Here is a 12,890-nt window from a genome sequence, read left to right as displayed (position 1 = left end):
GCCTCGGTAGCGCAGAAAACGGCAGAAGTGACCTTAGGATCAATAGCCTAAAAGATCATCCATCGGGTGATTTTAAATCAACACAGGTTACCTTAAGTCAATCCAATAAGCTGACCGCCAGGGAATCGGCGGTTTTCGCAAGCTGTCCCGTCGGTTGCTGCGCTGTCTCGACCAGCCAATCCAACAGGATCTGTCCGTGTGTCGTGAGATTTCGATTGGCATTGGTCGTCACGTAAAAGGAGCCTGGTGCAGCGACTTCCAGGTCGGTCAGGCGGACCAGCTTACCCGCGTCGAGCAGGGGTTTGACCATGGAGTTCCAGCCCAGCACGACCCCCTGATTATCCTGGGCCGCCTGGAGGGCGATGAAATAGTTGTTGAAGCGGCGTGTGTCGCGGGTTGATGCGCTCTGCCCCAGACGCTGTAGCCATTCGGTCCAGTCGGTCCATTCCGGGTCTACGCCGTCCAGGATCAGAAGCGGCAGTTCGGTGATTGTTTGGAGGTCGGCAGTTTCGCGGTGGGCCTCGGCGAAATCGCGGCCGCAGACAGGGTAGATCCGATCATCGAACAGTTTGACCGCCCGCTCATCCGGCCAGACGCCCTTGCCATAGCGCACGCGCAGATCGACGGCCGAGAGACGCAGGTCATGCGCCCGGTCGGCGATGACGTGGTTCAGGGTGATCTCTCTGTGCGCTCTGGAGAATTCGCCCAGGCGGGGCATCAGCCAGAGTGACGCGAATGCCGTGGTTGCGCCGATCGTCACCTCTGCGCGGCGCTCCTTGTTCCGGACGTCCTGATAGGCCTGCGCGATCTGACTGAAGCTCTGGGCGAGGATGGTGTAGAGCTTGGTGCCGTCGGTGGTCAGAACCACACCTCTGTGCACCCGTTGAAACAGCGGCAGGCCGATGTCCGCCTCAAGCGCCTTGATCTGCCGGCTCACGGCACCCGGCGTAACGTTGAGCTCGTGCGCAGCCCGCTTGAAGCTGAGATGCCGTGCCGAGGCTTCGAAAGCCGCAAGGCTGGTCAGGGAAGGCAACTCGTAATAGCGCCGTGGCATCGCACAGAGTCTCTCAAAGGTCAGGTCGGGCAGGATGATCCTGCGGTCTATTGGACGCGCGATTGCAGCGGCGGTCAACAGGCGTCGGCCTTGAGAGGCAGCACCGATGCATCCCTCTTGCAAAACTTTTTCTCTCGCCTGCATCCAATTCCAGGATGGCGCGCGTAATGCCTTCAGAGACGCGCGCTTCTCCAACTTATTTTTGACCCAGGAGAGAAATTCAATGGTTGATACAGTAAATATCGGCCGCCGATTATTCCTCGGCGGTACAGGTAAATCTGTGCTTTCGGCAACCGCCGTAGCCCTGCTTGCCGGCTGCGAATCGATGGCAAGGAACGCTTCCACGGGCGGCGCCCAGGGCGATGCCGCTCAGGACGTGGCAATTCTGAACACTGCGCTCGGTCTCGAGCACGAGGCGATCGGCGCTTATCAGCTCGGGGCCGAAAGTGGCTTTCTAGCGAAGCCGGTGCTGCAGACGGCGGTCTTGTTTCAAAGCCAGCATAAGGAACATCGCGATGCCTTGGCGGGTACAATCAAGATGCTGGGTGGCGCAGCGGTCGACTCAAAGACCTTGAACGAATATGGCGCCGCTCTTGGTGCCGGCGGTTTGAAGAGTCAAACAGATGTTCTGCGTCTGGCGGCCAAGCTCGAGAAGGGAGCTGCCAACGCCTATCTCGGTGTAATTCCCGCGTTTTTGGATCCCGATCTCGCCCAGGTGTCCGGCCGCCTGGCAGCGGATGAGACCATGCACTGGACTGTCCTCGCATCGGCGCTCGGCGACAGCCTGCCGACGCAAGCCTTGAGTTTCGGCGCCTAACATTTGCCGAAACATCGGGACTCCATTGTCCCATAAGACTCGAACCGGGGGCGCCGTCTGAGAAACGACATAGACGACTCCCCCGCTTCCTTTTTCCTTAACGAGAAATGCACATGAAGCTCAGAAATCTGGCCACGCTCCTTCTTGTGTTTGCGTCTTTTTCATTCAACGCCCTGGCAACGCGCGCTGCTGACGCCGAACGGGGCGCGAGACTCTATGACAGCCGTTGCGGTGCCTGCCATTCCATCGAGCAAAACCGGATCGGTCCGCGCCACCGCGGTGTCTTTGGCCGGATGGCCGGCACCCAAGGCGGTTACGACTATTCCCAGGCCCTGGTTGACTCAAAAATCCTTTGGGATGAATCCTCACTCGACCTCTGGCTGACCAATCCACAGACATTGATTCCCGGACAGAAAATGGGTTTTCGCATTCGCAAGGCCGAGGACCGGTTGGATATCATCGCCTTCCTACGGTCGCTCGCAGAGAAGGGCGAAAGGCATCCGCCCGGCGACGGGGACTTCTAAATCAACTCACATTGAATTGGTTCAAAATGCACTGCCTCTCAATCTGCATAGAGCTGATTTCGAACGCAAATTTTGAATCCGTCCGTATTAGGCAAACGCGAACCGCTATAAATATGACCGCAATGACTGCATCCACTAATCCACTGCGTTCAACTGAACGTACAAAGCTACAAAAATTACGTCTCGTGCCATCGGCAAGAGAAGACGCTGCAATTCCTCCCATTGGCAGGAGTTCCACAAAAGTGGGTGCAAACATCGTAACTCTGGAAACAAACGGGACGTCGCCGGGCGCACGCGCCCCAAATGGCCTTAAGGTTTCAGCGGAAAGCGAAGAGCCGCTGGAAATATTGATCGGGCGCACTGCGACCGGCGACCGGGTCGCCTTCCGGGCTATCTACGATCAAACGTCGCGAATTGTCTTCAGCATCATTCTGCGTATTGTCAGAAGCAGAGAGGTGGCTGAGGATGTGGCGCAGGAAACCTTTGTCCTGCTGTGGCAACGCGCCGACCGCTATCAGGTGTCGCGCGGCGCGCCACTTGCTTGGATCACGTCCATCGCCCGGTACAGGGCAATCGACCGTATCCGGTCCGACCGGGCACGCGGCGTCGACACTGCGGCGCCATCCCTTGGCTTTGACTTCGAAACGCAAGACAAAATTGCCCATTCGGACAAGCCCTGTTGCTCGACACCTTCGGATGCCGATGCATCCCTTGTCGACACGATGTCAGTTCGCAAGCTGCTGAAACGCTTGAAGCCGGAACACCAACGCGCAATCCTGTTGGCCTATCGCTATGGCTATACCCACGAGGAGCTTGCCCAATCGATGGGCGTACCGCTGGGAACAGCCAAGAGCTGGGTGCGGCGTGGTCTGAAGGCGCTGAAGGATAGTCTCGAGTCATGAGTAAGAGAGACATACCCGCCTACAACGAGTTGGATCGACTCGCTTCAGAATTTGTTTTGGGAACTCTCCATAGTGACGATCGGGCAGGTTTCCTGATTAAGTTGGACGAAGATCCGCAACTGCGTGAGCTTGTCGCGCAGTGGGAAGACCGGCTCGCACTCCTGGAAGATCGGCTTGCTGCCACAGTAGACGGCAGTCGTGATTCTGAACCGGCGCACAGCCTTTGGGGCAGGATCGAATCCCAAATCGATGCCCTAGGCCCACGCAAAGCCTCTACTGTGCGGGCCGAGTCCGGGAATTGGCGAGAGATTGGACCGGGTGTCGAGTGGAAGTTGCTTCACCTCGACAAAGAAAGCGGCGAGAAATCTCTTCTACTCAAACTGGCGCCTGGAGCGATCTATCCTGCCCATGAGCATAGCAGCGTGGAGGAATGCATGATCATTGAAGGAGATATGATCATCGGCGATCTTCAGCTCTATTCGGGTGACTATCACGTGGTACAGCCCGGTACACGGCATGAAGACGTCACCAGCCAAAACGGTGGCCTTGTATTCATTCGCCACGCCGCCTGATTTGATCGAATTATTTTGGCATCAGCCGTAGTTTGAGAAATCCGGTACGGCACCGCCCAGTGCCGTGGTGATTTCTCCTGCAGCTTTGACGACAAGCGCCCCCAGAACAGAGACACGCGCATCCGGCATCCGTGCCGTCGGCCCGGAGAGGGAAAGCCCCGCCAATGGGTGCCCGTACTCATCGTAAATAACCGCGGCGACGCAACGCAGCCCGATAGCGTTTTCTTCGTCGTCGAACGCGTAACCTTGTTTCCGAGCCAAACTCAATGCTTGCCGGAGTTTAGCCGGGGTATCGATGGTTTTGTCGGTGAAGCGGCCCAAGCCACGCCTCTGTACGATCTTGTTGACTTCACTATCAGGCAGGCCAGAAAGTAGTGCCTTGCCGACACCGGAGCAATGAAGTGCCACGCGGCCACCCGGCTTGGCGATGGCCCGCATCATCTGACGGCATTCGACTTGCCCTAAATATATGGCTTCCCCTTGGTCTTCGACCGCTAAATTCACGGTCTCACCGCTGTCTTCCATGAGGTTTCGCATGTGCGGTCGTGACATGTTGATGAGATCTCGCGATCTCACAAAGGCATTTCCAACCACGAAGGCCTGCACGCCGACTAGCCATACATTCCTTTCGAGATCGAACCGAACGAAGCGTTCCTCCTGCAAAGTGGTCAGGAGCCGGTGGGTTGTGGACGGGGCCAAGCCAACCTTTTGCGCAAGATCGCTGAGGCTCAAACCATAGTCTTCGTCAGTCAGGGCATTGAGGAGCGAGATTGCGCGGGCAAGCGATTGAACTTGCCCGCTCCGGCGGCGCTCTGACCGGTCCGCTGTGGCAGAAACCGCCCTGACTGCCTTTCGGCGTTGCTGCGGCGCTGAACCAGTGGCCATCCCGTGTCCCTATCAGAAGTGTTCATGGTGGTGCGAATGTTACTCAATGCGATCGTCTGCTCGGCAGGATCGAAAACAGCGGTATCTCATGACTGTCATGATTGCCAGAAGTGTTTCGCCAACTCTGCGTATCTTCCGGGATAAAATGTGCGATTACAATACGGTACCTGTATTACGTTTCCTGCCTACCTCCGGTCGGTGAAGTAGAGCGTCAATTGTCAGCTGATTTTCGCCGCTGAATTAACTGCGATTTAAGAAAATACAGCGAAATTTACGAAAATAGAGATCGATAAATTCAACTTAAAGAAAACATTAACTTATCGAAATCTAAATCTGGAATCCGAAGCATGTAAATGCTTACGTTTCTACTTAAAGTATGGGTTGTTTTGTTAAAAACAATTTATAGAAGCAACAAACGAAGCACGCTCCTGACCTTTAATTAGAAAAGGCAGGTGAAGTGCAGGTAATGCACAGGCGGCTTCGCATGGAGGTTCCTACGCGCGTCACTTGGTGATCATCCACCCAAGCGGGGGTGACCCAGAATTAGGAGAAAGAGTCTATGAAGAAAATCCTGTTACCTCTTGCCGCTGCCGGTCTTATTGCCGGTGTCGGCGCTGTATCGGCCGAAACGCCGGGCGTATCGGCCGACCGCATCATCCTGGGTCAGTCGGCAGCTTTTGGTGGCCCTGCCGCCGCTCTCGGCACCGGTATGCATCAGGGCCTGATGGCTGCCTTCAAAGAGGTTAACGAAGCTGGCGGTGTTCACGGCCGTCAGTTGGAAGTCAAGCAGTTGGACGACGGTTACGAGCCTGATCGTTCGATCGCCAACACCCGTCAGTTGATCGAGCAGGACAATGTCTTCGCTCTGATCGGTGCCGTCGGCACGCCGACTTCCAAGGCGACGCAACCGATCGCGACCGAAGCCGGCGTTCCCTTCATCGGTCCTTTCACGGGTGCAGGATTCCTCCGTGATCCGAACAACAGCAACGTTATCAACGTTCGCGCCACCTACGACCAGGAGACAGAAACCTGGATCAAGCATCTGACCGAGGACCTGGGCATCAAGAAGATTGCCATCCTCTATCAGGATGACGGCTTTGGCCGCGTCGGTCTTTCCGGCGTGAAGAAAGCTCTGGAAGCCCGTGGCATGTCTCTGGTTGCCGAAGGTACATACAAGCGCAACACGGTTGCCGTGAAGTCGGCTCTGCTCGAAATCCGCAAGGCCGAGCCTGAAGCCGTCGTCATGGTCGGTGCTTACAAGCCGCTTGCCGAGTTCGTTAAGCTGTCCAAGAAGCTGAAGCTGGACCCGGTCTTCGTGACCATCTCCTTCGTTGGTTCCAATGCTCTCGCTCAGGAGCTCGGCGATCAGGGTGACGGTGTTGTTATCAGCCAGGTCGTGCCTTTCCCGCAGGATTCTTCGATCCCGCTGGTTGCCGATTACCAGAAGGCCCTGAAGGCTTACGATCCTTCGCTGGCTCCGGGTTTTGTGTCTCTTGAAGGCTACATGGTCGGCCGTTTGACGATCATGGCGCTCGAGAAGGCCGGTAAGGAGCTGTCGCGCGACAACTTCCTGAGCTCGGTTTACGGCACCGGTGCATTCGATCTGGGTGGTGCCACGCTGAACTATGGCAATGGCGACAACCAGGGCATGGACAGCGTCTTCCTGACGGTGATCCAGCCGGACGGGAGCTTCAAGGCCGTCGACACCTTGACCCGTTAAGAGAACGAAGTGTTCGTTCGGGTGGCCTTTTGGGATGACCCTCAGGCCACCCGGACATTTTTCCTGCGTGGTGGAGCTTCAGGATGACAGCGAAAATTATTGGGTTCGTCAAAGACGGTATGGGCCGCGGACTGAACAAGGCCAAATCGACGACGAATGCCGGGGGCAAAAAAGCGGCGGCTGATAAAGCAAAACCAGCCTCACAGGGATCCGAGACCGGCAAGAAATTCGGCATCGGGCAGAAACTCTATCTTGCGCTGGGCGCGATCACGCTGATTACCCTGGTCGCCGCGTCAATGACGCTGCTGACCTTCGAACGGGTTCGCACGACACTGGATGCCCTCACCCAGACATCCGTTACCGGCATCATGAATTCGATGGGCATGTCCGCCGAGAGCGCTGCTTTGGCAGCGACCGCACCTGCCCTTTTGAATGCCCACTCCGACGCGGAGCGTGCTGAAGTAAACAAAGTTATCGCCGAAAGGCTGGAAGCGCTCGAGCAGCTGCGGCAAGGGATTGTAGACGAGGATCGCCGGGCCGAACTCGAAACGCTGGTCAACGATCTCCGGACGTCGCTTGCCAGCCTGAGCCAGAGGGTCGAGGAGCGTGAAGGATTTAGCGAACAGGCGAATAGGATCAACCGGGATCTTCAGACGGCGCACGAAAACTTTTTGAACTTCGTGGTTCCTGTCGTCGATGACAAAAACTTCCTGCTGGCGGTGTCCAGCGAAGAAACCACAGCACGTGCGGGAAGCGTTATCGACCAACTGGTCGGTGAAGAGGTGCAGTTCCTGAAATCCGCCTTGAGCTTAAAGGCAGCGGGCCACCAGCTAATCGGACTCGTTGTTCAGATCGGAGCCGCGGAAAGCACCGACGATCTGGTTCCGTTGCAGGAGCGCTTTACGGCGATCAGAGCACTGATCGATACTGCGTCTTCCGGTTTGCCTGAAACCGATGCCGCTGCTGACGTTGTCAAAGTCGCAGGTAGTCTTATCGCACTAGGCGAGGGTGAGAACTCGGCCTTCGGGTTGCGCAGACGGTGGCTTGAACGAAAAGAGCTCTCCTTCCCGGATCTGCAGAAACTCATTCAAGACCGCAAGGACTTTCAAGTCACCTTGTCTTCGATCAGTCAGTCTTTCGAAAAGATCCTGGAGCCGGTGGTCGACGACGCCGACTTCAATCTCGAAATCGGTAAGGACGACCTGAAGGGCGAGTTGACGTCTTCGATCTCCAACTTCGTCAACAAGGATGTAGCCGAGCTGCGCGCCCTTATCGAGCTGCGGGCCGATGTGAATCTGGCCTCCGGTCTTTTGAGTGCGGCGGTTGGTGCCCCGGATGTGGCCACGCTCGGTGCCATTCAGGAACGCTATGCCTCGGCAAAAAACACGATCATGACGGCATTGGACGCCTTCACGGGTACTGAACTAGAAGCGCAAGCCAAGGAGACGATCCTGGCGATCGAAGCCATCGGTTCCGGCGAACAAAGTATTTTCGTGATCCGTAAATCGTTGCTGGAGGCCGAGAGTGCGGCGACCAATTCGTTGTCTCAGAGCCGCGATCTGGCGGAGGCCGTCAAGGTTGCGGTCGACAAGGTTGTTGCCACCTCGAGCGAGCAGGCCGAGAGCGGCAGCGAGACAGCACATGACGCAATGGAAAGCAGCCGTTTGGTGCTGATCCTTATGATGGTTCTCAACGTTGCCTGCAGTGTGCTCGTGGGCTGGTTCCTCATCTCGCGTCAGGTCGTACGCCGTCTCGTCGGTCTTGCAAGCGGCATGGGCGAGGTTGCAAACGGCAACCTGAAGGTGGAGATCAACGCCAAGGGCCGCGATGAGATCACCGACATGGCCAAGGCCCTTGTCGTGTTCCGCGACAATGCCTCTGAGATGGAGCGCATGCGCGCCGAGCAGGAAGAAATGGAGAAACGCTCTGTCGAAGAACGCCAGCGGGCGATGAACCAGATGGCCGATGGTTTTGAAGTGTCGGTCAAGGGGATCGTGGATCAACTGCTTTCTTCGGCGAAAAGCATGGAAGACAACTCCGGATCTATGAGCGGCGCTGCGGACAAGACCAAGGACGCCTCCGGAACAGGCCGCTCGACAGCAGAAGAAACTTCGGCCAGCGTTCAGACGGTCGCAACGGCCGCCGATCAGCTGACCTCGGCCATTCGCGAAATCAGTGCCTCGATCAACCAGACCACCGATAAGGCTCATGCGGCGTCTGAAAAGGCCCGGGTCACCAACGACGCGGTCGTTTCACTCAGTGATGCCTCGGCAAAGATCAGCTCCGTTATTGAACTGATCCAGGGTATTGCGGAGCAGACCAATCTGCTGGCGCTGAACGCAACGATCGAGGCGGCCCGCGCCGGCGATGCAGGCAAGGGCTTTGCCGTGGTTGCCGGTGAGGTGAAAAACCTGGCCAGCCAGACCGCCAAAGCGACCGAAGAGATCACGCAGCAGATCGCCGAGGTTCAGAACGGCACGACTGAAGCGGTTGACTCGGTAAAGGAGATCAATGATCTGATCGTCGAGATGACCGAAACCATGGTGACGGTGACCGCCGCAGTCGAAGAGCAGGAAGCCTCCACCAGCGAAATTGCCCGCTCGACTCAGACGGCGGCCAATGGTGCGGGAGAAGTGACTCAGACCATGGTCCGAGTATCCGAAGTGGCGGATGAAACCGGACAGTTGGCAGCGCAGGTTTTGAATTCTGCGCAAGAGCTTTCCGGCCAGGCGCAGACATTAAATCAGGAAGTGGGCGGCTTCCTGAAAACGGTGCGTGCCGACGCCTAGAGCGAAACATGATATGTCGGAAGCAAGCAGTGCTTCCGACATATCATGTGAAGCCGCGCCATGCCATTCGGTTAGAGCAGATTGACCGGGACGCTTGACCGCCAAGGCACAAGCAAATTACAGATCACCCTAATGCAGGAACAGAAATCCTCGCACAAGGCTCAGGACATAGATTCGCACCGATCCAAGTTCGGGTACGCTTGTCGTTCCATCAGGGCGACGACGCGACGAGAGATATGCGCGCAATTCCCAATAGACGCGCTTGATCAGATCGCGGTCGCCGGCACGAATGTGCTTGCCGAAAATCGTAGCCCGCCCCTTCACGTAATTCGCCTTCAGCGCTTGAACCTCGGTCTTTTCACGGCGGCCGTGCGCATGTTCGATTCGCACCTCCGGCTCGTAGACCACCTTCGCGCCACCCTTCAAAATCCGATAGAACAACTCGTGATCTTCGCCCGCCTTGAACGCCGTACCGGGGCCTATCGCGGTATCGAAGAAACCGGCCCGGCGCACGGCATCCGCCGATATCGCCACGTTACAGCCGATCAACCGGGTGAACATATCGTCTATGGTCTTGATTTCGAACCGATCTTCGAACCGACGTGTCGAAATCTCAAAATCAGCGGGATCGAACAGATCAACCCGGCCTCCGACCATTGCGATCGACGGATCCGTGATAAAACACTGCTGAATGGCGGACAGCCATGACGGATCGACCCGGCAGTCGTCGTCCGTGAAGGCCAGGATATCATAGCGTGCGGCCCGAATTCCCGCGTTACGCGCAGCCGAGACACCAGGCGTGGGTTCGTAGATATAGCGTAAGGGCAAATCGTGCCGTTTCTGCAGCTCTGCTACGGTTTGAGCCGTATCGTCACTGGAGCCATTATCAACGATAACGATTTCCCAGGCTGGGACGGAACGAACGTCAAGGTCGAGAAACCTGCGAATACACATCGCAAGCTGCTCCGCGCGATTGAGCGTCGCGATAACCACACTGATGGAATATGAGCCGTCTCGCCGCATCGCAAATAACTTCACACTATTTGAGCTTGAGCGTCGCGTTTCGAAGCGAATTCGAACGCATGCCAGTTCCTCAACTAAAAAATCAGGGAGCGAACCTCGGGCTTGACCGAAACCATCGCGCCCCAAACTGCCGACCCCACATCGCGTCATCAAAAAGGGACGCGATTTCGTAAATTTATGTATTTAGTGGCAATTATCTCTGAAGATGAATCGTAAACAAGCCAGATCAAGCAAAGAACCAAAAATGACACACGGAAACATCAGACCGAAACGTCACAAATTTGTCACCTTAACAGTGAATGACGAACGCCTGATACTTTAACGATAGCTATTTTCTTGTAATTTTCAGCCTAATATAGAGAATAATTTCAAGTATTGAGATGATTTTTTATAAAACCAAGCACACGACTATCGCGCATCAATAGCGTTATTCGCTGCCGGACACCCCCAACATTTCGCTTACTTTCGCCCAAGTGCTACCTAAATGGGCGCGGAGGAGCGCAGACAGCCGCCCAGAATCCCGCGCCTCAAGTGCATGAAGGATATCCTCATGCTCTTCAATCGCACTTTGCCACTTCCGGTTCCTCAAGTTTGACTGATAGCGTACCCGGTAAAGCTGAGCGTTAATCCGGCTATGTGTTTCAATGAGGGCTTCGTTGCGGCTGCAACTTAAAATTGCACGATGAATTTTCTGATTGGCTTTAAAATACTCTAGCCGGTTCTTGCGCGTATAAGACGCCAACATCTCGAAATGCAGAGCACGAACTTCCGAAATCTCCTCGTCGGTGGCCTGAACCGCCGCAAGCTCTCCAGCAAGGGACTCAAGCACTCCAAGCACCTGGAGCTTGCCGTAGATCTCCTGCGGTTCAGGATTGGCCACGACAGCCCCGCGATGGGGCAGAATTTCAACCAGCCCTTCGGCGGACAGAAGCTTCAGAGCCTCGCGCAAAGGCGTACGCGAGACCTTAAGTACTTCAGACAAGGCGCGCTCGCGGATACGCTCGCCGGGTTTGAGTTGATCTTGAACAATCATATCGCGAATGGCACCGGCAACACGCTGGGTCAGGGGTAGCCTGGGGCCACCGGCATCATCAGGCCTGGTCGCCGCCTGATCACCTTGTGCTGTTGAAACACTGCCTTCCGTCATAAATCCGGCATAGCATAGAGCTCCGAATGCAACAAATTCATTTTGCATGCCATTTCGGATATAGCTCCCCGCCTTGCGCATTGCCCTGTACAAACAATTGTCAAAGCCTTTCAAACCAAAGGGCGATTCCGAATTTCCCTATGAGAAGCAACAGACATGCTGCAAAAGGCCGGCATTTAACGAGACCAGCCTCAAGCTCAATTTCAAGCCGAAACTCTACTCAGATCAGAGAAGCAGATTGACACTATCGAAAATTGTATGCCATTTTTCCACATCATCATCTCCAGAAGCCTGACAACAAATAAAACGTAATTCTTCTGCGGGATTTCCATTTGGGAGGAATTGATGAATTTTCAAAAATTGTATACCGGAGTCCTTTCGGTTGGTTTCACCTGTGCCGCCTTGGTTTCGGCACAGCCCGACGCACTGGCACAGCAGGAGATCATCTTCGGAATCTCCGCCAAAACGGGCTCCCTGCAACAGCAAACGGCAGCCGAATTTACCAAGCGCGCCAACGAGAAGCTCGGCGACAAGGCCGTCGTCAAGCTGTTCGATTCGGCTCAGCTCGGAAAAGACAAGGAGCTCATGCAGCTCCTGAAACTTGGCAGCGTTCACATAGCCCTGCCCAGCTCCGTGATGTCATCGGTGGCGGACGAATTCGCCCTGTTCGATATGCCCTTCCTGATCAAAGATCGTGCTCATCTGGCCAAGATTGAAGATTCGATCTTCTGGGACCGCATTGCCCCAACGGTCGAGAGCAAGGGCTACAAGGTGCTGGCCGTCTGGGAGAACGGCGTTCGCCATATCACGAACAACAAAAGACCGATCAACACGCCGGCGGACCTGGATGGCGTCAAACTTCGTACGCCGAAGTCGAAATGGCGGGTCACCATGTTCAAGACCTGGGGCGCCAATCCAACTCCCATGTCCTTTTCCGAGGTATTCGTGGCCCTGCAAACCGGGGTCATCGACGGCCAGGAAAATCCCTATACAAACATCTGGGCCGCCAAGTTCTCGGAAGTTCAGAAGTACCTGTCGGTTACCGGACACGTCTATTCGCCGGCTTACCCAACCGTGGGAAAGACTGCGTTCGAAGCGCTGGATGCCGAGATTCAACAGGTCCTGCTGGACACCGCGCGCGAAATGGAAGGCTGGGCCCGCGAACAGGGCGCCAACGCGGACTCTGAGTTAAGAGGAAAGCTGGTCGCGGCCGGAATGAGTGAAAACGTCGCCGACCGGGCAGCTTTCGTGGAGGCTTCCAAACCGATTTACCAGCAGTTTTCGGACGAGGTGAAAGGCGGCAAGGAACTGATCGACGCGGCACTCAAGCTCGGCGAATAAATCCAAAACCGCCGTAGCGCCGGGCAGGAGGCATGTCCCTGCTTGTTCCTTCCCGGCGCTGCAAAACCCCCGCAATCCCAAGACCGCCGAAATCCCAAAACCAAGATGCATCGATA

11 protein-coding genes are annotated in these 12,890 nt (G+C 55.9%); 7 read left to right on the top strand and 4 right to left on the bottom strand.

The annotated features are described in order from the left end of the window. Positions 1-97 precede the first annotated feature (97 nt). Complete coding sequence (locus QMZ18_RS06755; RefSeq protein WP_282605459.1) at positions 98-1,198, bottom strand: LysR substrate-binding domain-containing protein; 1,101 nt, start codon at positions 1,196-1,198, stop codon at positions 98-100. 79 nt (positions 1,199-1,277) lie between these two features. Between QMZ18_RS06755 and QMZ18_RS06750 the strand changes: the two genes are divergently transcribed. The 4 genes from QMZ18_RS06750 (at position 1,278) to QMZ18_RS06735 (ending at position 3,869) form a co-directional block, all read left to right on the top strand. Further along, complete coding sequence (locus QMZ18_RS06750) at positions 1,278-1,871, top strand: ferritin-like domain-containing protein (protein WP_282605458.1); 594 nt, start codon at positions 1,278-1,280, stop codon at positions 1,869-1,871. A gap of 113 nt (positions 1,872-1,984) precedes the next feature. Then, a complete protein-coding gene (locus tag QMZ18_RS06745; RefSeq protein WP_282605457.1) occupies positions 1,985-2,395 on the top strand; it encodes a cytochrome c family protein in 411 nt (136 codons plus the stop codon). Positions 2,396-2,637: 242 nt separating this feature from the next. Beyond that, positions 2,638-3,297, top strand: a complete 660-nt coding sequence (locus QMZ18_RS06740) for an RNA polymerase sigma factor (RefSeq protein ID WP_282605456.1) — start codon at positions 2,638-2,640, stop codon at positions 3,295-3,297. Beyond that, positions 3,294-3,869 (top strand): cupin domain-containing protein, encoded by a 576-nt coding sequence (locus QMZ18_RS06735; protein ID WP_282605455.1) that lies wholly within the window; start codon positions 3,294-3,296, stop codon positions 3,867-3,869. Before QMZ18_RS06740 ends, QMZ18_RS06735 begins: the two co-directional genes overlap by 4 nt. Positions 3,870-3,890: 21 nt before the next feature. Here QMZ18_RS06735 and QMZ18_RS06730 read toward each other — a convergent pair whose 3' ends face one another. After that, the gene (locus tag QMZ18_RS06730; RefSeq protein ID WP_282605454.1) at positions 3,891-4,754 is read right to left on the bottom strand and encodes an IclR family transcriptional regulator C-terminal domain-containing protein; all 864 of its coding nucleotides are present in this window, start codon (positions 4,752-4,754) and stop codon (positions 3,891-3,893) included. Positions 4,755-5,313: 559 nt separating this feature from the next. Between QMZ18_RS06730 and QMZ18_RS06725 the strand changes: the two genes are divergently transcribed. Both QMZ18_RS06725 and QMZ18_RS06720 read left to right on the top strand, forming a co-directional pair. Further along, the gene (locus QMZ18_RS06725; protein ID WP_282605453.1) at positions 5,314-6,474 is read left to right on the top strand and encodes an ABC transporter substrate-binding protein; all 1,161 of its coding nucleotides are present in this window, start codon (positions 5,314-5,316) and stop codon (positions 6,472-6,474) included. An 83-nt stretch (positions 6,475-6,557) separates the two neighbouring features. Continuing rightward, positions 6,558-9,263 (top strand): methyl-accepting chemotaxis protein, encoded by a 2,706-nt coding sequence (locus QMZ18_RS06720; protein WP_282605452.1) that lies wholly within the window; start codon positions 6,558-6,560, stop codon positions 9,261-9,263. Positions 9,264-9,392: 129 nt separating this feature from the next. Here the strand turns inward: QMZ18_RS06720 and QMZ18_RS06715 are convergent, their stop codons facing one another. Together QMZ18_RS06715 and QMZ18_RS06710 are read right to left on the bottom strand one after the other, a co-directional pair. Further along, the gene (locus tag QMZ18_RS06715; RefSeq protein WP_282605451.1) at positions 9,393-10,286 is read right to left on the bottom strand and encodes a glycosyltransferase family 2 protein; all 894 of its coding nucleotides are present in this window, start codon (positions 10,284-10,286) and stop codon (positions 9,393-9,395) included. A gap of 427 nt (positions 10,287-10,713) precedes the next feature. After that, the gene (locus QMZ18_RS06710) at positions 10,714-11,547 is read right to left on the bottom strand and encodes a GntR family transcriptional regulator (RefSeq protein WP_282605450.1); all 834 of its coding nucleotides are present in this window, start codon (positions 11,545-11,547) and stop codon (positions 10,714-10,716) included. A 231-nt stretch (positions 11,548-11,778) separates the two neighbouring features. Here QMZ18_RS06710 and QMZ18_RS06705 point away from each other — a divergent pair, with 231 nt between their 5' ends. Then, complete coding sequence (locus tag QMZ18_RS06705; RefSeq protein WP_282605449.1) at positions 11,779-12,774, top strand: TRAP transporter substrate-binding protein; 996 nt, start codon at positions 11,779-11,781, stop codon at positions 12,772-12,774. Positions 12,775-12,890 lie beyond the last annotated feature (116 nt).

It is taken from the genome of Pelagibius sp. Alg239-R121 (assembly GCF_947331435.1).
In the GTDB taxonomy this organism is placed as follows: Bacteria; Pseudomonadota; Alphaproteobacteria; order Kiloniellales; family Kiloniellaceae; genus Denitrobaculum.
Note: the sequence above shows the minus strand (reverse complement) of the source record. Positions and strands in the feature narration are given on the sequence as shown.

Excerpts from the sequence above, each read along its gene's own strand:
- QMZ18_RS06720 (WP_282605452.1), top strand. The coding sequence starts at position 6,558 with ATGACAGCGAAAATTATTGGGTTCGTCAAAGACGGTATGGGCCGCGGA.
- QMZ18_RS06745 (WP_282605457.1), top strand. The coding sequence starts at position 1,985 with ATGAAGCTCAGAAATCTGGCCACGCTCCTTCTTGTGTTTGCGTCTTTT.
- QMZ18_RS06730 (WP_282605454.1), bottom strand. The coding sequence starts at position 4,754 with ATGGCCACTGGTTCAGCGCCGCAGCAACGCCGAAAGGCAGTCAGGGCG.
- QMZ18_RS06750 (WP_282605458.1), top strand. The coding sequence starts at position 1,278 with ATGGTTGATACAGTAAATATCGGCCGCCGATTATTCCTCGGCGGTACA.
- QMZ18_RS06735 (WP_282605455.1), top strand. The coding sequence starts at position 3,294 with ATGAGTAAGAGAGACATACCCGCCTACAACGAGTTGGATCGACTCGCT.
- QMZ18_RS06715 (WP_282605451.1), bottom strand. The coding sequence starts at position 10,286 with ATGCGGCGAGACGGCTCATATTCCATCAGTGTGGTTATCGCGACGCTC.
- QMZ18_RS06755 (WP_282605459.1), bottom strand. The coding sequence starts at position 1,198 with ATGCAGGCGAGAGAAAAAGTTTTGCAAGAGGGATGCATCGGTGCTGCC.
- QMZ18_RS06705 (WP_282605449.1), top strand. The coding sequence starts at position 11,779 with ATGAATTTTCAAAAATTGTATACCGGAGTCCTTTCGGTTGGTTTCACC.
- QMZ18_RS06725 (WP_282605453.1), top strand. The coding sequence starts at position 5,314 with ATGAAGAAAATCCTGTTACCTCTTGCCGCTGCCGGTCTTATTGCCGGT.